The sequence below is a fragment of the Commensalibacter sp. B14384M2 genome (assembly GCF_016101865.1).
GTDB classification, from domain to species: Bacteria; Pseudomonadota; Alphaproteobacteria; order Acetobacterales; family Acetobacteraceae; genus Commensalibacter; species Commensalibacter melissae.
This window is the reverse complement of record NZ_JACFPS010000001.1, coordinates 600049-621301: the sequence shown is the minus strand read 5'-3', so window position 1 is coordinate 621301 and position 21253 is coordinate 600049. Positions and strand designations below refer to the sequence as shown.

24 protein-coding genes are annotated in these 21253 nt (G+C 38.0%); 11 read left to right on the top strand and 13 right to left on the bottom strand.

Annotation, left to right across the window (positions count from 1 at the left end):
* Positions 1–4 precede the first annotated feature (4 nt).
* Entirely contained in the window at positions 5–757 is a 753-nt protein-coding gene (locus H3R33_RS02940) for a serine protease (protein ID WP_198185252.1), read from the bottom strand.
* A gap of 132 nt (positions 758–889) precedes the next feature.
* Between H3R33_RS02940 and lysA the strand changes: the two genes are divergently transcribed.
* Complete coding sequence (lysA, locus tag H3R33_RS02935) at positions 890–2215, top strand: diaminopimelate decarboxylase (protein WP_198185251.1); 1326 nt, start codon at positions 890–892, stop codon at positions 2213–2215.
* Positions 2216–2396: 181 nt separating this feature from the next.
* On the opposite strand, the gene H3R33_RS02930 is transcribed toward lysA, so the two are convergent.
* The gene (locus H3R33_RS02930) at positions 2397–3080 is read right to left on the bottom strand and encodes a Fe2+-dependent dioxygenase (protein WP_198185250.1); all 684 of its coding nucleotides are present in this window, start codon (positions 3078–3080) and stop codon (positions 2397–2399) included.
* A 26-nt stretch (positions 3081–3106) separates the two neighbouring features.
* Positions 3107–5407, bottom strand: a complete 2301-nt coding sequence (locus H3R33_RS02925; RefSeq protein WP_232342194.1) for a TonB-dependent siderophore receptor — start codon at positions 5405–5407, stop codon at positions 3107–3109.
* Between the two features lie 281 nt (positions 5408–5688).
* Between H3R33_RS02925 and H3R33_RS02920 the strand changes: the two genes are divergently transcribed.
* The 7 genes from H3R33_RS02920 (at position 5689) to hpf (ending at position 11165) form a co-directional block, all read left to right on the top strand.
* Positions 5689–6105, top strand: a complete 417-nt coding sequence (locus H3R33_RS02920) for an EVE domain-containing protein (protein WP_198185249.1) — start codon at positions 5689–5691, stop codon at positions 6103–6105.
* Between the two features lie 47 nt (positions 6106–6152).
* Positions 6153–6815 (top strand): ribonuclease D, encoded by a 663-nt coding sequence (locus tag H3R33_RS02915; RefSeq protein WP_198185248.1) that lies wholly within the window; start codon positions 6153–6155, stop codon positions 6813–6815.
* Between the two features lie 88 nt (positions 6816–6903).
* Positions 6904–7896: an SIS domain-containing protein gene (locus H3R33_RS02910; RefSeq protein WP_198185247.1), complete on the top strand. Its 993-nt coding sequence runs from the start codon at positions 6904–6906 to the stop codon at positions 7894–7896.
* Positions 7893–8666 carry an LPS export ABC transporter periplasmic protein LptC gene (gene lptC, locus H3R33_RS02905; RefSeq protein WP_232342193.1) on the top strand — a complete coding sequence of 258 codons (774 nt, stop codon included), beginning with the start codon at positions 7893–7895 and terminating at the stop codon, positions 8664–8666. Before H3R33_RS02910 ends, lptC begins: the two co-directional genes overlap by 4 nt.
* 5 nt (positions 8667–8671) lie before the next feature.
* Positions 8672–9634, top strand: coding sequence for an LptA/OstA family protein (locus tag H3R33_RS02900; protein ID WP_198185246.1), 963 nt, complete (start codon positions 8672–8674; stop codon positions 9632–9634).
* A gap of 32 nt (positions 9635–9666) precedes the next feature.
* The gene (lptB, locus tag H3R33_RS02895; protein ID WP_122123696.1) at positions 9667–10446 is read left to right on the top strand and encodes an LPS export ABC transporter ATP-binding protein; all 780 of its coding nucleotides are present in this window, start codon (positions 9667–9669) and stop codon (positions 10444–10446) included.
* 143 nt (positions 10447–10589) lie between these two features.
* Positions 10590–11165, top strand: coding sequence for a ribosome hibernation-promoting factor, HPF/YfiA family (gene hpf, locus H3R33_RS02890; RefSeq protein WP_155568206.1), 576 nt, complete (start codon positions 10590–10592; stop codon positions 11163–11165).
* A gap of 59 nt (positions 11166–11224) precedes the next feature.
* On the opposite strand, the gene H3R33_RS02885 is transcribed toward hpf, so the two are convergent.
* Together H3R33_RS02885 and H3R33_RS02880 are read right to left on the bottom strand one after the other, a co-directional pair.
* Positions 11225–11491 (bottom strand): DUF1150 family protein, encoded by a 267-nt coding sequence (locus H3R33_RS02885; RefSeq protein WP_110438132.1) that lies wholly within the window; start codon positions 11489–11491, stop codon positions 11225–11227.
* A gap of 62 nt (positions 11492–11553) precedes the next feature.
* Entirely contained in the window at positions 11554–12072 is a 519-nt protein-coding gene (locus H3R33_RS02880) for an Hsp20 family protein (RefSeq protein WP_122123698.1), read from the bottom strand.
* Between the two features lie 212 nt (positions 12073–12284).
* On the opposite strand from H3R33_RS02880, the gene def reads away from it, so the two are divergent.
* From def to truA, 3 genes are read left to right on the top strand one after another with little or no spacing between them, the layout of a single operon-like run.
* Positions 12285–12809, top strand: coding sequence for a peptide deformylase (gene def, locus H3R33_RS02875; protein ID WP_198185245.1), 525 nt, complete (start codon positions 12285–12287; stop codon positions 12807–12809).
* 21 nt (positions 12810–12830) lie between these two features.
* Positions 12831–13760 carry a methionyl-tRNA formyltransferase gene (gene fmt, locus H3R33_RS02870; protein ID WP_155568208.1) on the top strand — a complete coding sequence of 310 codons (930 nt, stop codon included), beginning with the start codon at positions 12831–12833 and terminating at the stop codon, positions 13758–13760.
* Positions 13760–14539, top strand: a complete 780-nt coding sequence (gene truA / locus H3R33_RS02865; RefSeq protein ID WP_110438136.1) for a tRNA pseudouridine(38-40) synthase TruA — start codon at positions 13760–13762, stop codon at positions 14537–14539. The genes fmt and truA overlap by 1 nt, the downstream gene beginning before the upstream one ends.
* On the opposite strand, the gene H3R33_RS02860 is transcribed toward truA, so the two are convergent.
* From H3R33_RS02860 to rnpA, 8 genes are read right to left on the bottom strand one after another with little or no spacing between them, the layout of a single operon-like run.
* Entirely contained in the window at positions 14533–15180 is a 648-nt protein-coding gene (locus tag H3R33_RS02860; protein WP_110438137.1) for a hypothetical protein, read from the bottom strand. The genes truA and H3R33_RS02860 overlap by 7 nt on opposite strands.
* A complete protein-coding gene (gene dapE / locus H3R33_RS02855) occupies positions 15177–16310 on the bottom strand; it encodes a succinyl-diaminopimelate desuccinylase (protein WP_198185244.1) in 1134 nt (377 codons plus the stop codon). Before dapE ends, H3R33_RS02860 begins: the two co-directional genes overlap by 4 nt.
* Positions 16311–16338: 28 nt before the next feature.
* Positions 16339–17187 (bottom strand): 2,3,4,5-tetrahydropyridine-2,6-dicarboxylate N-succinyltransferase, encoded by an 849-nt coding sequence (dapD, locus tag H3R33_RS02850; RefSeq protein ID WP_198185243.1) that lies wholly within the window; start codon positions 17185–17187, stop codon positions 16339–16341.
* A gap of 37 nt (positions 17188–17224) precedes the next feature.
* The gene (argB, locus tag H3R33_RS02845; protein ID WP_155568211.1) at positions 17225–18157 is read right to left on the bottom strand and encodes an acetylglutamate kinase; all 933 of its coding nucleotides are present in this window, start codon (positions 18155–18157) and stop codon (positions 17225–17227) included.
* Between the two features lie 24 nt (positions 18158–18181).
* Positions 18182–18841 carry a ribosome biogenesis GTP-binding protein YihA/YsxC gene (gene yihA / locus H3R33_RS02840; protein ID WP_198185242.1) on the bottom strand — a complete coding sequence of 220 codons (660 nt, stop codon included), beginning with the start codon at positions 18839–18841 and terminating at the stop codon, positions 18182–18184.
* Positions 18842–18847: 6 nt separating this feature from the next.
* A complete protein-coding gene (yidC, locus tag H3R33_RS02835; protein ID WP_198185241.1) occupies positions 18848–20617 on the bottom strand; it encodes a membrane protein insertase YidC in 1770 nt (589 codons plus the stop codon).
* A gap of 34 nt (positions 20618–20651) precedes the next feature.
* Positions 20652–20879, bottom strand: a complete 228-nt coding sequence (gene yidD, locus H3R33_RS02830; RefSeq protein WP_155565576.1) for a membrane protein insertion efficiency factor YidD — start codon at positions 20877–20879, stop codon at positions 20652–20654.
* Positions 20880–21236: a ribonuclease P protein component gene (rnpA, locus tag H3R33_RS02825; RefSeq protein WP_198185369.1), complete on the bottom strand. Its 357-nt coding sequence runs from the start codon at positions 21234–21236 to the stop codon at positions 20880–20882. It lies immediately after the preceding gene.
* Positions 21237–21253: the final 17 nt, after the last annotated feature.

Here is a 21253-nt window from a genome sequence, read left to right as displayed (position 1 = left end):
TCCATTAATCCCTGGGTGGAGTGGTGAGTAACACGGCCATGCCACCGGGACGATTTGAATAAGCGGCAATCTGAATGGCCGTTATAACCCATTCCTTATTTTTATTTACTGTAAACAAAGGGGCACCACTACTTCCATATGTGGCTTGACAGTCATGCGCAAGAATGGTTTTACCCCCATTATTTTTTAATATATCGGTTACATGACATTTTTGATCAGCATATAAGACTTCTTGACGGTCCTGATCATAACCAGCCAGATATATATTCATACCGATATAAGGTTGATCTTTATTAAAACCGAAAAAATCCTCTTGATTTGTTTTTTTATCATTAAGCACAAGATAGGCCCAGTCATGGTGAATATTGTCCAATGTGGCTTTTTCCGAACCCTCTCCCTTATAATTTTCTGATTTAATAATATTAAGGACATTATAAGCTGATCGATAAGTTTGTCGCTGGTATCCCAGAAGAAAATGAACAGAATGTGGGTTGACAAAATGATTGGTTTTTCTAATCCATAAACAATGAGCTGCAGTTATCACCAATCTTGAACTGACAAGAAATCCCGTACAATGCGTACCAAGCTCTGTTTGTACACGTCCCAAAATCTGCCAAGGTTTCTCTGCAGCATTTACCAATTGTCGATGATTGTTTTTTTGGCTAATGCCTGGCAAATCTTTTGCGGGAACGGAATAGGATAAGGTTGAAATCGATATAAATATCGTGCATGCAAATATCCTGATAAAAATATTCAATTTTCCATCCCTTATCGCTATTTCTTTTTTCCTTAATAAAGAATAATTATATTATTCTATCCTACTGTTTTTTATAGATTGTTATAAAATCAGTATAATATTATTTTTTTCCGACTAAAGGCTTTTTGATTAATGTCATCTTCTAAAACCGAACCTGAAACAAATTATCAAACCCTTTTACAAACGCATCCAGACTTTATTATTGATGAAAAGAAGGGGCTCTGTTTTGGTAAAGTTCCACTTCAATCTCTTACTGATCATTATGGTAGTCCTGTATGGGTAATCAATGCAGATATATTAACATCACGTTTTCAAAAACTTTCTAAAGCATTTCTGCAAAACAAAATGGACATTTCTATTCATTATGCTGTGAAAGCAAATGATCATCTGGCCATACTTGATCTTTTGGCAAAAGAAGGAGCGGGAGTTGACATTGTCAGTCTGGGTGAATTAAAGAGAGCACTAAAAGTCAATATCAACCCACGAAAAATTTGTTTTTCAGGAGTGGGAAAAACAGAGGAAGAATTAAAAGCCGCCATTCAATTAGAAATAGGCCAAATCAATGTTGAGAGCCGTGAAGAGCTTCATCTTATTTCTAAAATAGCAATAGATACAGGAAAAAAAGCCGCAATTTGTTTAAGAATAAATCCTGATGTCGATGCCAGAACGCATCATAAAATTACTACAGGTTTGGCGGAAAACAAATTTGGTATCGCTTATGAGCAAGCTCTTCAGGTTTACAAAGAAGCAAGCCAACTGAATAATATTCTCCCATTGGGATTTGATGTCCATATTGGTAGTCAGATTTCATCTGTAGAGCCCTATAAAAAAGCTTTTTTAAAAATGGGAAAACTTGTTAAACAAGCACGTAAAGAAGGATTAGAGGTCTCTGTTCTAGACTGTGGAGGTGGTTTTGGCATTTCTTACTATGACGAAAAAGAGTCCGACCCATATGCTCTAGCTAATTTAATGCAAGAAATTTTCTCTTCCCTTAATATCCGTATTTGCATTGAACCTGGCCGCTGGCTGGTTGGTCCGGCAGGTATCCTGATCAGCAAAGTTATCAGAAGAAAAAACAATGGGCCAGAGGCAGCCCCTTTCATTATTCTTGATGCTGCCATGAACGACCTTTTGCGTCCAGCGATGTACGATGCGTGGCACGGTATCTTACCTATACAGGTTGAAATATATAAGCGTCCCTTGGAAAAACAGAATATTGACGGTCCAATATGCGAATCCAGTGATATTTTTGCTCGCCAACGGTTACTTCCCCAATTAAGGGAAAATGATGAAATTGCCATTCTGGATGCCGGTGCCTATGGACACGTCATGAGTTCCTCTTATAATGCCCGTCCCCAAGCTTTACAATTGATGATCAAGGATAAAAGATTATTTGTTATCAAACCACGACAAACATTTGAATCCTTATGGAATAATGAAACTATACCCAACGGATAATTGATTTATATTATACCGAACATGTAAGCACAGTCAGTCATTATGGCATTCAGATTGGTTTTCTTTTATTTATAAAGGTCAATAAATAAAAATATATTTAATAAATATGTTTTTATTTCATTAGGTTTTAATCAAAAAAAGCACTTTATTTTTTTAGTGCTTTTTTAAAAATTATTTCAATCTATAGCTCACACCATAATCGCATCAAATTATGATAAACATTTGTCAACTCTAAAATCTGAGGATCATTATCATCCATTCTGGTTCTTAACTTAATAATCGACATATCCAGATCAAATAAAACCCGCCTCTTGTCAGAATCTCGAATCATTGACTGGGTCCAGAAAAAAGATGCCCAACGACTGCCACGCGTTATTTTGCTGACAGAATGCAAGCTGTAGGTTGGGTAAACAATCATGTCGCCAGCAGGGAGCTTGATTGATTGCGCACCACTTGGATCATGCATGATCAGCTCTCCACCATCATACTCCTCAGGATTATTTAAAAACAAAGTCGAGGATACATCCGTTCTGATACGCATATTGGCTTCATGAATTGGACGTAACGCATTATCAACATGATCAGGAAACTCCATGCCTTCATCATAACGGTTGAATAAAGGCGGGCAAACCCGATAAGGAACAACTGCGGAATTGAAAATCGGATTACGTCCCAGAGCTTTCAATATAATTTCTCCCAATTCTTTACTTTCGGATGATTTCTGGTCAATTTGTATATTACGCTTGACCTGGGCAGATTGTTCACCTGCTGTTACCTTACCATCTACAAAAGGCGCCCGTCTATAAACAGACTGAACGTAAGCCAACTCTTCTTTATTTAAAACTTGAGGAATATGAATGATCATCAAACTAACCTGATTATATTTTAAAGTTATTCTAACATGTTCAAACTGAACATGAATGCTCTACCATTAGATGGTGTCACACGATTACTGAATAAAGAGTCATAGTTCAAACGGTTGGTCAGATTGTAAATATTGAACGACACTTTCCAATGATCGTCGAATTTATGAGAAAGCATGGCATCAATCGTTACATTTGATGGTACTTTTGCATTGTTTCTGTTATTCAAATAAACTGGTCCACGCCATGTTACACCTCCACCAATCAACAGGTTGTATGGTGTATTGGGCATTATATTATACGTTGTCCATAAATTTCCCTGATGAGAGGGAACATAGAACATACGATTTCCCTTGACATTAGGCGTTAAAGAACCTGTAACTTTGCTATGATATGCAGCAAAGGCACCATAAACGCTCCAATTATTCGTGATATTACCGGATATACCCAATTCAATCCCCTGATTGTAACCTTTGTCACCCGTACTTGTCACCGCTCCTGACAATGGATCACTAACCATCTGGTTGCTTTTTTCAAGATGGAACAAAGATGCTGTCAGTCCCAGTCGCTGATTCAAAAGACTCCATTTTCCACCTAGTTCATATAAATGGCTTTTTTCCGGTTTCATTCCATTTTGACCATCCTTCATCGGTGCATACGAATTCGTCAAATACATACCCAATGGCGTTGTAGAGGATGACCATGTGAAATAGTAGGCCTGATTTTCATCAGGATTGAAGAGCAAACTTACTGTCGGATTGAACACATTATCGTTCGTCGACATACGGTGCGTTGTAAAGGATTTGCCCCCTTGGGTATTATAAAACGCTTCCCAGTTGTCATAACGGAAACCACCCTTAATTGACCAGGCTTTGGTGAACCATATCTGGTCATACAAGAAAACACCAACATCACGGGAATGCCCATATCTACGGGATGGATCCCCTACTTTACTGTTGGGATCACCAGGCATGATATGTATTGGATAATCAATCGCATCCGTTGGATGAACAAGATTGTTGTTTGGCAGGGATGCGGAAAATTGCCCGTAATGACGGCTTTCATGAGCATAGGCAATGTCAACACCAGCCGTTAATTGATGTTTGATAAAACTTGTATTGAAATTGGCAATTGTTGATAAAACGTTTTGGAACGACCAAGTGCTCTGTTCATATGGACTTGGACCTGCCGTTTGAATAATAGCGTCCTGAGGACGACCATCAAAATATGGGTCACTACAATCTGCTGGCGTACATTTAGGTCGTGTAACAGAAAACTGACGTTGATAATTACCATATCGAGTATCGTTATGGATAACAATATCAGGAGTGATGTTATAGGTTAAGCGTCCCGTAACCTGGTTATCCTGGGTTTGGTCCTTATCCATTTTGTTACCATACCAATTTCCCCTTCTTATTCCATATTCAGTCGCAGGTCTACCAATTGTATGACCAGGTTTTGTAATTACAGGAACACCGTAATCGGGAATGCGATCATCCTGTTGATGTACAAATTGCAAAACATAACTTAAATCTGTTCCCAGACCAAAAGCTATGGATGGCGCCAGACCCCAACGATGGGAATATAAATTATCTCTTCCCACAACATTATTGCTGTTGGCCATACCTTCCATACGAACAGCAATATTATCATTAATCTGCTTGTTCAAATCAAAAGTGCCACGGTAATAATCACCGTTTCCACCAGTAAATTCAGCTTTATATTGATCTTTCAAAATTGGTTTTTTTGTTACAACATTAATGGCACCACCCGTAGTTCCATTCCCAAATACAGATGAAGATGGACCCTTAATAACCACAACATTTTCATAATTGAAACTGTCACGGCTATAGACACCGAAATCTCTCAGGCCATCTTCATAAATATCATTCTGGGCCTGAAAACCGCGGATAAGAAACTGATTTCCGGACATGCCGCCACGTCCCTCCCCAACGGAAGAGGTTACCCCCGGTACATTTTTTAATGCTTCATCAAGAGATTTGACATTTTGCTCTTCCATAATTTTGGCCGGAACAAGATTGATATTCTGAGGGGTATGCATGATATCCTGTGGCATCAAACTGACACCTGTATTCTGCGTCAGAATATTATCATTCTTTTTTCCACGAACAAAAATATACTCATTCGTTGTTGACTGGTTATCTGTTGTTTGATCTTTTGTTATTTGTTGATTTACTTTATTTGCTGATGCTGCAACAGCATTGTTCGATTTTTCTGCATTTGCAGATTTGGTGATAGCGGCATTCCCTAATAATCCGACCATTACTGCCAATGATACAGGTTGAAGCGTCCTTTTTATTCCTGACAATTTAAAAATCCATCCAATAAAATACTGATAATGATAATTAATAACATGAGATATTGAGAATCATTATCAGTATACAGATACAATTGCAACTGGCGGAAATCAAATAAATCATGATGGTTTGTAAATGATTAAATAGACAACAAAAATTGTAAAATTATTTTTTACATATTTTTAAAGAGTTATAATAAATTTCATCCGTTTGAGATTGACTGAATTTTAATTCAAATTTTCAAAATATGTGATAATAATACAATAGGTATAAAAATAAATGTTTTATAAATATGACAAATTATTGGTTAATTAAATCGGAACCTTCTGCTTTTTCATGGCAGGAACAATTGAAAAACAAAATCGAACCCTGGACAGGGGTGAGAAATCATCAGGCAAAAAAAAATCTACAATTAATGAAAAAAAATGATCTGGCTTTTTTCTACCATTCCAATGAAGGTAAGGAAATTGTTGGTATTGTCAGAATTGATAAAGAGGCCTATCCCGATCCGACCGATACAGAACATAAATGGTTTTGTGTTGATGTAGAGACAATATGTTCGGTACCTGTACCCATTACCCTAAAAAAAATCAAATCCATTCCTGAACTGGAAGATATAGCACTTATTAAACAATCCAGATTGTCAGTAATGCCAATCAGTTCAAAACATTGGCAAATTTTATGTGATCTTGGAAATGTGAAATTATAAGTAAATTCATTTTTCTTGCTAAAATTTAATAAACACTTGGACAAGTTATGAAAAACAACAATAAACAAATTCCCGATCATATTCATCTTTACCAGCATGACATACCTTCCGGACTAGATCTTGGAAAAATAGTCGCAATTGACACTGAGACCATGGGATTAAATCATGATCGAGACCGGCTTTGTTTGATTCAGTTAAGCAAAGGGGATGGACAGGTTCATATTGTCCAGTTTGTACCCGAACGGCTTGGTGGTAAAGGGTTCAATTCCTGCCCCAATCTAAAAAAATTACTTACTGATCTCTCCATTGCAAAATTAATGCACTTTGCCCGATTTGATGTCGGGATATTACAAAAAACCTTTCAAATAAGTATGAAATCCGTAATTTGTACAAAAATTGCAGCTAAATTGGTCAGAACTTTTACGGATAAACACGGACTGGCTGTTCTATGCAGAGAATTACTTGATATTGAATTAAGTAAACAGCAACAAACTTCAGATTGGGGTTCACCAACCCTGAACATTGAACAATTGACCTATGCAGCTGCAGATGTTCTTTATCTTCATCAATTGTGGGAAATCTTGAAAGTTTTATTAATCAGGGAAAACCGTTTGGAAATTGCAGAATCCTGTTTTTCATTTTTACCAACAAGAGCCACCCTGGATCAGCTCGGATATCTAGATCCTGATATATTCGATCATCGCGGTTAAGAATTTAACAGTTTCATTTCATTTTGAAACTCTATATATATTATTATATCTGTTTTAATAATAATTAAATTTAATCAAGTGCATTGAAATGACCAAAATTGCCTCATCAGAGATTGATACAGCTCTTGAAGCTCTATCTATAGAATCTAATGGCATCCTGGATTTGATTAATGCACTTCGAGACAAAACCGAACTTACTCAATCTTTCCTGGAAACCGCCAATCTCATATCTGAAATTAATGGTCGGGTGGTATTAACCGGAATTGGCAAATCTGGGCATATTGCAAAAAAAATTCAATCAACACTGGCCTCCACTGGTACACCATCTCTCTTTGTTCATCCTTCTGAGGCTTCCCATGGAGATCTGGGAATGATTCAAAAAGATGACATCATTCTGGCTGTATCCGCTTCTGGTGAAACCCAGGAATTATTCAATATAATTATTCATGCAAAACGATTCAGCATCCCATTGATTAGCATAACAACCAATCCACAATCGACCTTGGCAAAAAATTCCAGCATAATTCTCTCACTTCCCCATTCAAGGGAGGCATGCCCACTGGGTTTGGCACCAACGACCAGCACGTTAATGCAACTGGCAATAGGAGATGCCCTGGCAATAACATTATTGAAAATGAGGCACTTCACCGCATCAGATTTCGGTATTTATCATCCTGGTGGTAGATTGGGCAGCAGACTTAAGATTGTTGAAGATTTAATGCACACAGACAAGGATATCCCCTTGGGGCATTCAAGGATGCCTATCACCGATGCAATCATGGAAATGACTCAAAAAGCCCTGGGTTGCATTGGTATTATTTCTGAAAATGGGAGGCTGATCGGGCTGATAACAGATGGCGATCTAAGGCGAGCATTCAACAAGGATATAAGAAAATTGACAACTCAAGAAATCATGAATCCCTCGCCTCTTACCATTAAATCCGATATGCTGGCTGCTGAAGCGCTGAAACTCATGAATAATGATAATCATCCCATTACCTGTTTATTTGTCGTGGATTCCAGAAATCATCCAATAGGGGTTTTGCACATTCATGACCTTTTACGAGCGGGCATTGCATGAATATGTCAACAAACAGTCAACCAAATGAAGAATCTAGTTCAAAAAACAAAATTGAAAGAACCGATTTTCAGGACAAGGAAAAATATTTAAGTCATAGATCACAAAATATCATTGAAAGACGGCATATTCCTAAACCCGCGGAAATGGAACGTCGGAACACCATTATGAAGTGGGTTAAATGGGGCCTACCAATTACAGCCCTTGTTTTGTTAAGTTCCATTGCTGTCTGGCCGGAGATTGATCGGGCTTTGCATACCAACAAGGAAGTGATGAAACAGCTTTCCCGTATCAAGATTGAAAGTGGAACCATGATTGACGCTACTTTTCATGGCTTGGATACACATAATCGACCCTATACCATAACATCTGAAAAAGTTGTTCAGAAATCTAACAATAGCAATCTTATCCATCTAGGCAATCCAAAAGCTGATATTTTATTGCAGGACAATGTTTGGATGATGGTCACGGCAGACAAGGGAAATTATACACAGCATGAGCAGGATTTAGAATTGATTAAACATGTTGTTTTATACCGAAATGATGGTGTTTTCATGTATAGCGATATGGCAGACGTTGCTTTAAAGTCCTCTGTTGTGACTGGCAACAACTGGATTCATGCTGAAGGACCATTTGGCATCTTGGATGCCCAAACCTATTTCCTTGACTTGCATACCGGGATTGCCCAATTTAAAGGACCAGGCCGATTGGTCTTGAATGATGATAAAAAAAATAATTCCTCCAATCTTACTCAAGCTAAATCATCGGAATAAAATTGATGAATAAACGCAATTTATTACCTTTCGCCATTTCTAGTATCTTTTATGGCTTTTTCAACATCCATACTGTCCATGCTCAAAGTATTGATCTATCACATGGTGGACAGATTACGGTTACAGCTCTTGGAGGATTTGACTGGGATCAAAACGCCAAAAAAGTGACCGCCTATACTCAAGCCAAGGCAGTTCGTGAAAATGTAACGGTCACAGCAGACAGACTTATCGCCTATTATCGAAAAAAAGCTGGCGATACAGAATCAAAGTCCTCCCAAAACCCCAATTCTCAACAAAAAAGCGGTGATATAACTCAAAGCGATTCAGGTTCAAATGAAATATATCGTCTGTACGCTTATGGTCATGTTCATATTTATACGAATACCGATCAGGCCTGGGGAGATAAAGCAGTTTATGATATTGATCAGGCAACCCTGGTTTTAACGGGTAAACATATGAAATTAACCACCCCTCAAAATGTCATGACCGCAAAAGATGCCATGGAATATCACTCCCAAACCAGAATGTCAGTTGGTCGGGGTGATGCAACCGTAATTAATATCAAGGATGGTCGACAAATCAATGCGGATGTACTGGTTGGCTATAGCAGCCCTGATGATCAAAAAAAACCTGAACAAAAAAATAACGTGACTGACAGTAAGAAATCTGATGACCTTACCAAATCCGGAAAGTTGGAAAAAGTCAACGCATTTGGTAACGTCGTCGTGCGAACCCAATCTGAAACTGTTCGTGGAGACCGCGGTGTTTATGTTCCCAATACAGGAATCGCCCGCATCGTGGGCAATGTTCATATCACAAGAGGCCAAAACCAGCTAAATGGTCATGCTGCCATTATCAACATGCATACCGGTATTGCTCACATGACAGAAATGCCTGGTCAAAGAGTCCAGGGACTGGTCGTTCCAAACCAAGCAAATCAAAATAATCAACCAAGCGATAAAAAATAGTTTTTAATTTTTATAAGTGAGTTTCAAATTCCATGCCTGAAACCGAATCTGCTTCCAATAATACATCATCAACCAAAAATTTACCTGATAATGAAGGGCTATTTGCAGACAACATAGGAAAAACCTATAAAAAACGACAGGTTGTCAAAAACGTGTCATTACGCGTTCATCGAGGAGAAGCTGTCGGTCTTTTGGGCCCAAATGGTGCTGGCAAGACTACAAGTTTTTATATGATTGTTGGGTTAGTTCAGCCAGATACAGGATCAATTCGCCTTGATAACACAGATATTACCAAATTGCCAATGTATCGGCGAGCAAGACTTGGCATTGGTTATCTGCCTCAAGAGGCAAGTATATTTAGGGGGTTGAATGTAGAACAAAATATTATGGCAGTTCTGGAAGTTGTTGAATCCAATGCCGATAAAAGACATGAAACGCTTGATGGATTATTGGCGGAATTCGGAATTTCACATTTACGACATTCCCCCTCCCTTTCCCTATCTGGTGGAGAAAGACGCCGTTTGGAAATCGCCCGAGCGCTTGCCAGCGATCCGAATTACATTCTTCTGGATGAGCCCTTAGCTGGAATTGATCCAATTGCTGTCGGAGAAATTCGTGATCTTGTTTCCCATCTCAAAGATCGTGAAATTGGTGTGTTAATTACGGATCATAATGTAAGAGAAACCCTGGAAATTATTGATAGGGCATATATCATGAACAGTGGCCAGCTTCTTATGGAAGGACGTCCTGAAGAAGTGGTCGCTCATGAAGATGTACGTAGAGTTTATTTGGGGGAAAAATTCACATTATAATTCACCTTAACGGTTAAAAGTTAACTATAGATCTTACCGTTAACCAAAATGATAGAACAATTACCACCCACGCGTTGATAAAGCTTTAATTTTGAAAAATTAGATACTAGAATAGTAAGGAATATAACTAAGGGAGAACCGTAATGGATATTTCCATCTTTGGTAATAAAATTGATATTCCTGATTGGTTTAGAAACAAGATTAATCAAAATCTTCAAGAAATCACGCAAAAATATTTTAAAAATATCGTTGATTGTTCAGTAACATTTAACAAATCCCCATCCGATTATCATTGTCAGATACATATCCATGCTTCTCGATCCCTTTCATTACGTGGAGAGGGAAATGCAGATAATGTACAAGAATCTTTTAATATTGCCCTTGAACATTTACATAACAGACTGAAAAAATATAAGGGACGGTTGATTACAAAAAGAGATCATGCCCCTTCTGCCCATGAATTATTCGAAGGTAACCAATATATTATTGATAATGATATCCCCTTGGAAACATCGGTGGAGTTTCAAAAAGATGTAAAAATCATTGATAAAAAAACGACTCATATAGATACATTATCGCTTCAAGATGCCATCATGGTTCTAGATTTATCTGAAAGACCGGTATTGATGTTTAAAAATCTGGATAATAACCGTATCAATGTCATATATAAGCAAAATGAAGATAGGATAATTCTACTGGATTCAGGAATGATATCTTGAACAAAAAAACAGGGATAAATCCCTGTTTTTTATACTAAATATTATCTTGTTATTATCAATTAATGAACCATGATAGGCATCATTTCCTGCTGCAAGATCGCAGCATATGCTGTCTTGGCATTGTCCGTCACTGCCATAGGTGTCCCATCAGCCGCATGAATGGCAAATGCCTGTTCACCATTGATCGTGATTTCCTTTACGTAAGCCAATTGGGACACACCCAAGGCTTTTAGCTGATTGTCTGTTAAATGACGAACATCAACAACGTCACTACCTTCTTTGGTCGCAATTAATTTAGATTTTTCCTTGATGTCGAAATCCTTCATAATTGATCAAGACCTCCTTTAAAAACAGATGGCAAGATAATCCTGCATCTTTCAATATAATATCATTCTTTTTCTGTAAGTTGCAAACTTCGTATCGCACCAGAGCGATAGGCATCTGATGTGCCAACTTTCTGTGACATAACTTTATTATATGATTTACGCCTTGCATTGGAATTTTGTACTATTTCAATATGGCGGATTCTTGTCTCCGGTTTGGGCCGGATAATATCAATATGAAGCAAACCATTATCCAGCCATGCTCGTTCAACCTTGATACCCTCAGCCAAAATAAAAGCTCTTTGAAATTGCCTTGCCGCAATTCCTCGGTAAAGAAATACACGCTCTTCATTATCTTCAAGCTGCCTGCCACGAATGACCAGCTGATTATCTTCCTGCGTTATTTGCAAATCTTCCATCATGAAACCAGCTACAGCCAAGGTAATCCGTAAACTGGAAGATCCAATTTGTTCTATATTATAGGGCGGATAACCATCAGAAGTCGATTTTGCCGCTCGTTCTAAAATCTGTTCCAAATGATCAAAGCCCAGGAACATAGGCGATGTAAAAAGCCTTCCTGACATGAAAGCCCCCTCCTTTAATATATTGAAGCGAGACATATAACTAGGCCCAAAATGGCACCTGTCTATTTTATTATATGGAATAATCGCCAAGGACTACAAGTATTATATCTTTTAAAATTAGATTTCGCACCATAACAAAATATTGTATTAATATATTAAATCTTTATATAGACAATGATAGAATAATTTAAACTATGGCACAAATTTAGAAAATGAATGACGATATTGAAACAAGACCTGTTTTACTTGCAACCAACCCTTTTTTACGTAAAAAAACCAAAATCGTTGTAAAAGAGGATTTGAAAGACGTAAAAGAACTTTTACCCATGATGTTTGAAACCATGTACAAGGCAGGTGGTATCGGTTTGGCTGCTCCTCAGGTTGGAATTGGGCTGAGATTTTTCGTTATTGATCTCATGCAGAATAATCAGTCAGAAAAAATTGTCATTTTAAATCCTGAAATTATTGAGAAATCAGAAGAATTGGAAAGTTATAAAGAAGGTTGCCTGTCTTTTCCAGATCAATATTCCGATGTAATTCGCCCTGAAAAAATTAAAATCAGCTATATGGATATTAATGGAAGTCGCCAAGAAATGGAGGCTGATGGATTGCTTGCACGTTGTATTCAACATGAAACAGATCATCTTGATGGAATATTGTTTGTGGATCATATTTCAAGCCTTAAACGTAACATTATTATGCGTAAAATTATCAAAGAGCAAAAAAGACACCGCTAATTATATATACGAGAAGCTAGGATGCGTATTGTCTTCATGGGAACACCGGATTTTGCTGTTCCCGCTTTACAGGCACTTTATCAAGCCGGACATGAAATTGTTGCCGTATATTGTCAACCTCCCCGCCCTGCTGGCAGGGGGAGGAAAATGACCCCCTGTGCCGTGCAAAATATTGCCGAGCAATTGCATATTCCCGTCTTTTCACCAATCAAATTAAAAAACCAGCCAAGAGAATTTGAACAGTTCGCCTCTTTTAATCCTGATATAGCTATAGTTGCAGCTTACGGACTTATTCTACCTGAGGAAATACTTACACTACCTAAATTAGGCTGTATCAATATCCATGCAAGTCTTCTTCCACGCTGGCGAGGAGCCTCGCCCATTCAGACGGCAATCTGGTCAGGTGATCAAAAATCAGGTGTCAGCATAATGCAGATGGACAAAGGTCTTGACACAGGAGCCGTTTATATTGAAAAGTCTATACCAATTACAAAAAAAACGACAACTCAAATTCTTCACGATCAACTTGCGCAATTAGGGGGTGAACTCATACTTGAAACCCTTTCAGAATTGACAGAAAATCCAAATTCAAAACCAGTTCCACAATTATCAGGGCTCGCAACCTACGCTAGGCAATTGACAAAAGAGGATGGCAAAATTGATTGGAATCAATCAGCTGAATCTATTGATCGACAAATTCGTGCCTTGACACCCTGGCCTGGGACATTCTGCTTTCTAGAAGGAAAATTACTTAAGATTCTTAAAGCTGAGCTCAGCTCTCAATCAAGCATGGCAGAATCTGGAACAATTATACATCCTGATTTTTATGTGGCATGTGGTGAAAATCAGGTTCTTAAAATTCTGGAATTACAATTGACTGGAAAGAAAAAAATGCCAATCAATGAATTTCTCAAAGGTTATCATCTCAAATTGAATACAAAACTTGTCTAATGAATTTTACCATACAGAGATGGGCCGTCAAAATCGAATATGATGGTACAGGTCTTGTTGGATGGCAACGGCAGGATAACGGCCTTTCTGTTCAGCAAATATTAGAAGAGGCTGCCTGCAAACTATGCAACGGTCAATTTAAAATAGCCAGCATTACCGCCGGTCGGACAGATGCCGGTGTTCATGCCTTGGGACAAGTGGCCCATCTTGATTTTCCGGCACATATACCCTTAACAGCCAAAAAAATTCGCGATGGCTTAAATTACTATATGAAACCTCATGCCGTTACAATCTTGCAATCAGGGCTGGTTGATGCAGAATGGAATGCACGTTTTTCTGCAATAAAACGAAAATATATTTATGTCATTCTCAACCGTCAGAGCCGTCCTGCTTTGGATATTAATCATGTATGGCATGTACGAAAGAAATTAAATGTTGATGCTATGAACGAAGCTGCTCAAACCTTATTGGGAAGCCATGATTTTACATCATTCAGAGCTACTGCATGTCAGGCAAAATCACCAATCCGTATTTTAGACAAATTTAACGTTTATCAAATTGATGATAAAATTTATTTTGAAACACAGGCCCGTTCATTTTTACATCATCAAGTACGTAATATGGTAGGAACCCTTAAAATGATTGGAGACGGATATTGGCCAATAAAACAGGCCTATGCAATTTTACAGGGTAGAGATAGAAAATTGGCAGGAATCAAAGCTCCTGCAACAGGTTTATTCCTCAAGGAAATAACCTATCCGGATGACCCTTTTCAGTGAACAGCTGACAATTCATGTGATAGTCTGACCAGTGTATCACTGTTACAAATTGACAAAACAAACAACAATATTACTTCAGAAAAAAACAAACTGATAACAACGATTAGAGATTGTTTATTGTTAATCTGTAATCCCACTTTAATTGTCATCCATGATATCCAGATCATGTAAGCCAGATATAAAATCATTAAAACCGCCATAAAGCCCAATATAATTGATGGCGTAAAACCAGGTAACGATACAATCATCATACCTATAATCAAATCTAAAATTGGCATCCATTGACACCAACAATAACTTGAAACTGTTCTTTTCCAAAATCTTTCCTTATGCCAAAGGACGGAAAAAGAATGAATCAAAATCGGTATAAGTAATACTGTACATAATTTATATAAAAATAATGATATGGTAAAAATAAATAAATATGCTTTTTTTGCCTGAACAACACTTAATATATTAAAACCATCAATGACCACCAATAATGCTATCCATGGTGCCAGAGCACTTAACACTCCATCTGTTGAAGAGGGAAACAAATTTATCCCTTCTTCCTTACCACCACCCAGAGCAAGCATCCCCTTGAAAATATCTTTGAGCTTTGAATCAGAAGATTTCTTTTGATTATTTGAATTAAGTGTCATAGGAAATAATTTTTCAAAAACTGTGTGTAAATTGAACTTAATTTTTTTAAATCTTCAATGGGTACAGCTTCATTCACTTTATGCATAGTCTGCCCGACAAGACCAAATTCAGCAACATTACAATAATTTGAAATAAACCGAGCATCGGAGGTTCCCCCCCCTGTATCCAGACGTGGTTTAACAGATGATATTTCTTCAATTGCCAAACGAATTGCCTGCACTTCATTTCCTGGTTCTGTCAAAAATGCCTCACCAGATACAACTATATCTATTTTACAATGTTCTGCAACACGTCTGGCTTGAGTTTCAATCCAGCCTATTAAAGAATTCCCATTATGTAAATGATTAAAACGAATATTTAACCGCGCCGTCGCAGTGGCAGGAATTAAATTTGTCGTTTTATTCCCTACATCAATAGATGTCACTTGAACAGATGAAGGCTGAAACCATTTATTCCCCTTGTCTAAAGATAATGTTGTTAAAGAGGATAATATTTCTATCAATTTATGAATTGGATTATCTGCAAGATGAGGATAGGCGACATGCCCTTGGATACCTTCAACAGTAATAACCGCATTCAAACTACCCCGACGCCCAATTTTAATTACATCGCCCAACTCCTGTGCTGATGTTGGTTCACCCACCAGACAAAAATCAGGAATATGTTTTTTTTCCTTCATCCACTCAAGTACTTTAACAGTACCATTAACACCGGGCCCTTCTTCATCTCCTGTAATCAAAAAACTTAATGACCCAGTAAAATTAGCTTGAAGAGATAGGAAATTTTCAACCGCTGTTACAAATGCAGCAATGCCACCTTTCATATCACAGGCACCACGTCCGTAAATGATATTATCTTCAATAACGCCTTGAAAAGGATTATGTTGCCAATCATTATTTCCCGCAGGAACAACATCTGTATGACCAGCAAAACATAAATGTGGCTTTCCTGTCCCGTAACGCGCAAAAAAATTCAAAACGTTGTCATTACTTTCACCATAAGGCAAATCATATATTTCAAAACCAATTTTTTTCAGTCTTGTTTTTAAAATATCCTGCGCTCCAAGATCTTGTGGTGTAACTGACGGACAACGAATCAGATCTTGCAATAGCTTTACGGGATCGTGCATATTAAATGGAACCAATCTTTTTCAGTATTTAACTTCTTAACAGCTCATTGATTGAAGTTTTTGAGCGTGTCCTTTCATCTACACGTTTGATAATAACCGCGCAAGCCAATCCAGGTAAAGTATTGCCGTCTTCACTTACCGCTTTTTTAGGCGGAAGGGTTCCGGGAACAACAACTGAATAAGCTGGTACCCGTCCCATGAACACTTCTCCGGTATTACGATCAATTACTTTCGTTGACGCACCTAAAAATACACCCATTGAAAGAACACTGCCTTTTTCAACAATAACTCCCTCTGCCACTTCACAGCGGGCCCCGATAAAACAATCATCTTCAATAATGACTGGAGCAGCCTGTAGGGGTTCCAATACTCCACCAATACCCACACCACCACTGATATGACAGTTTTTACCGATTTGTGCACAGCTCCCAACCGTTACCCAAGTGTCAATCATGGTTCCACTATCCACATATGCACCCACATTGACAAAACTTGGCATCAAAACAACATTTGAAGCAATATAGGCTGAACGACGTACAATTGATCCTGGAACAGCACGAAAACCGGCTTTGGCAAAATCGGCATCCCCCCAGTTGTTGAATTTTAATGAAACTTTATCATAAGCGGCAATACCAATTTCACTTTTCATCGCATGATTATCGTAAAGACGAAAAGACAAGAGTACCGCCTTTTTAATCCATTCATGTATTGTCCATTTTTGATCGGCTTGTGTTGCAACCCGTAACTTGCCAATATCAAGAAAATTTAATACTTGATCGACCGTTTCCCTTGCAACTCCCTGTGTTGTGGGCGATAATTGGGCCCGATTTTCCCATAATTTATCAATTTCATTTTGCAAGGCATCTATATCTGTCATAAATTTTTTCCCTTATCAAATAATAAAATAATTTATATTATAATACTTTACCAGAACGAATTAAGGTCCCTGATCCACCCTCAGTAAATAATTCCAGTAAACAGGCATGTGGTACTCGTCCATCCATAATTACTGCAGCTTGGGCGCCAGCTTTAACTGCCTCTAGACATGTTTCAATCTTTGGAATCATTCCACCTGTTATAATTCCTGATGCTATTGCTTCCTTGGCTTCTTCTTCCGTTAATTCAGAAATAAGATTTCCATCTTTATCCAAGACACCCGGTACATCAGTTAACATAAATAATCTTGATGCCCTGACTGCCCCGGCAATTGACCCTGCGGCAATATCGGCATTAATATTATAGGTTTGCCCCTGTTTATCGGTTCCAATAGGTGCAACAACAGGAATTAGTCCAGAACCAGATAAAGCATATAAAACCCTAGGATCAATATGAACAGGTTCACCAACCAGTCCCAGGTCAATTGTTTTCTCACATTTGAGAGTTTCATCCCAGACATGTTTAACAAGCTTGTGCGCCTCAATTAAGCCGCCGTCCTTACCTGATATACCCACTGCCAAAGCGCCAGCCTGATTAATGAGGGTCGCAACCTGCTTGTTGACTGTCCCGGCCAGAACCATTTCAATCACATCAATTATAGCCTCACTCGTAATACGCAAACCATCAATGAAATTCGATTCAATTTCCATCCGCTTCAGCATTTGATTTATTTGGGGACCTCCCCCATGAACAATTATTGGATTGATTCCAACCTGTTTCAAAAGCGCAATATCATGACCGAAATCGTTTGACAAGTGATTGTCAACCATGGCATGACCACCATATTTGATAACAATCGTATCACCCGTATAGCGTCTTAAATATGGCAGGGCTCTTGCAAGCGTCTTGGCTTGTTCATGCGCCTCTTTGGCAGCTTCCTTAACTGACTCTAACGATTGATGATTACCCATAATAGTTAAATCCTGATGATTCTCTTAGATAAGCTGAGCCAAATCAGCCCGAAGTTCTTGAATACCTATATTTTTTTGACTGCTTGTAAAACGTATATAAGGATAGGCAGCAGTATGTTTTGCAATCAAGTCCTTTATCTCTTGTTCTTTTTGTGAAAATTGAACCGAGCTCAAACCATCACATTTTGTCATTACAATCTGAAATGTAACAGCCGCTCTATCCAATAAATTCATAATCTGATGATCACTTTCTTTTAGCTCTATACGAGCGTCAAGCAAAAGCATAACCCTTAAAAGCGTTGGTCTTCCCCTTAAAAAGGAAAACATCATCTTTTGCCAATCTTTTTTAACGGATTGAGAGGCCTTGGCATAGCCATAGCCTGGCATATCAACAAAGACCAAACAACCACCAATATTGAAAAAATTCAATTGTTGAGTTCTTCCTGGCTCTGAAGAAGCTCTTGCCAGCGTTTTTTGCCCTGTTAACGCATTAATCAAGCTCGATTTACCTACATTTGAACGTCCGGCAAAAGCAACTTCCGGTAATAAGGAGGGTTCAAGCTGATTTAACCGTTGTGCACCAAAGAAAAATTTTGCTTCTCGAGAAAAAAGAAGCCGCCCAGCTTCAATAAACTGGGCATTTTCATTATTTTGATGAGTGGATATGCCATTTTTTGAAAACATGGCTACCTATCCTTTTTTTGATTTAGAAATGGCTTGTTTTTCCTTGATTGCCATATGTTTTTGAATAACAAGCTGCTGAATTGCTGTTAACAGGTTGTTCCAACTATAATAAATTACCAATCCAACAGGTTGCGTAGCCAGTACAACCGTAAAAATAGCTGGCATCAATTGAAACATTTTCTTCTGGACAGGATCAATTACGGCAGGATTCAATTTTTGCTGCAAGAACATTGTTGTCCCAAATAACAAAGGCCAGATACCGACATGCAACAAAGGTGAAATAACAGAAGGATCAAAAGGAATAAGACCAAATAAATTCAGTATATTCGTTGGATCCGGGGCTGACAAATCATGAATCCATCCAAAAAACGGCGCATGGCGCATTTCAATTGTGACGTACAAATCCTTATACAAACACCAGAAAATCGGAATCTGAATTAACATCGGCAAACAACCACTGGCAGGATTTACCCCCTGCTCCTTGTACAATAGCATCATCTGCTGATTCATCTGTGTCTGGTCGCCTTTATAGCGTTCACGAATTTCTTTCATTTTTGGCTGCAATTCTTTCATCTTGCCCATCGAATGAAATTGTTTTGAAGCCAAAGGATAAAAAACAAGTTTTACAATCAAGGTAAATGTTAATAAAGCAAGACCGAAATTACCCCATAAACCATTTAACCAATCCAGAACGATAAAAATTGGATAGGTAAGAAATGAAAACCACCCGAAATCAACAGATTTCCAGAAATTGGGAATATGATATTCTTTTTCATAGCGGTTAAGAAGGTGAAGTTCTTTCGCGCCAGAAAATACATTTCCATCCGTTACGACAACCTCACCAGGTCCTACAGAAATTGGCTGTTGTGAAGTGAAACCAACCTGGTATGTCCCTTTTTGATTTTCTGAATCTCCTGAATTATTCGCATGATCTTCTGGAACAAATCCATAATGAACTGTTACATTCTTGTCCTGTTGTGGAACAATGGCATTTAACCAGTATTTATCGGTTATACCCGCCCAGCCCCCTTTACTGTTCTGACTCCAGGCAATATGATGTTCCCCTTTGGAATTTTCCCGCAGATATTTATAGGAATTTTGTTCCAGACGATCATTTATAATTCCTAATGGCCCTTCATGCATTAAATATCCACCAACCTCTTTTGGTGCATATCCACGATTAACACGTCCATAAAAAACAAAATGAACAGGTTGACTTGATTTATTTTTAACCTTTTGCTCAATATGAAAAAGATATTCCTTATCAAGTGAAATAATTTTCTGGAATTCAATTCCTGCACCATTATCCCAAGTCAGGGTTAAAGGATGGCCAGGAGTTAATTTTTCTTCATCCGCCTTCCATACAGAAGTTGAATCAGGAAATTTAACAGACGTATTATCCGTATTAAACCAACCTGTTTCAATATAATTGGGTTCTTTACTATCTGCCTTGTCAAGGACTCTAACCAATGGTGAATCAGCTTTAACCGTTTCATGATAGTTTTTTAAAACCAAATCATCGAAAACAGCACCCCGAAGATTGATTGATCCTTTTACAGCGTTTGCCTCAAAAGGAATTCTCACTTCAGGACCAGTCACTTTTGCTATTGTTTTAATTTCATGAGGAATATTGGACTGGGACTGTCCGGTTCCAGTTTGTTGAGTCACCTGTTTTTCATTTTCATGCACTGAAGACGTTTGAGGCGTAAAATATTCAAATGCAAAAAGAATTAAAACAGAAAGTAAAGTCGCCAGAAAAAAGCGCTTATTATCCATTCAAAGCCAGCCAATCATTCTTTGTTTTAGAAAACTAATAACTTGTTTTTTTTGGAGGAACAGGGTCATTTCCACCCGCATTCCAAGGGTTACATCGCAAAATGCGCCATCCACCAAATAAAATGCCCTTTACAACACCATGTTGTTCTATAGCTATCTTCATATATTCACTACAACTTGGATTAAAACGACAATTATGTCCCAAAAATGGGCTTATACACAACCGATAAAAATCAATTGAATGAATAAGCAATTTTTTCATTTACGCATCAAATTTCATGCCAGCCTTCTTTAAAGCATGGTAAAAATCGTGGACGATATGGGGATAAGGTTTTGAAAAAGTTTTGTTACGTCCTATTAGAACCAAATCAACCCCACATAGACATATTTCTTTTCCAGCTTGATAAATCACGGCTCGCAATCGGCGTTTTATACGGTTTCGTACAACCGCGTTTCCTACCTTTTTTGTCACGGTAAACCCTACCCTTCCCGGTTGATTATCATGCCTGTTCAAGAATTGTAATACCAAACTGGATGTAGGGATTTTTTGCCCTTGAGCAGCCACTTTCAAAAAGTGCACTCTTTTTTTCAAGTGTAAAAGCTTAAAATCTGATTGAATTGACTGAACCCTTTGTA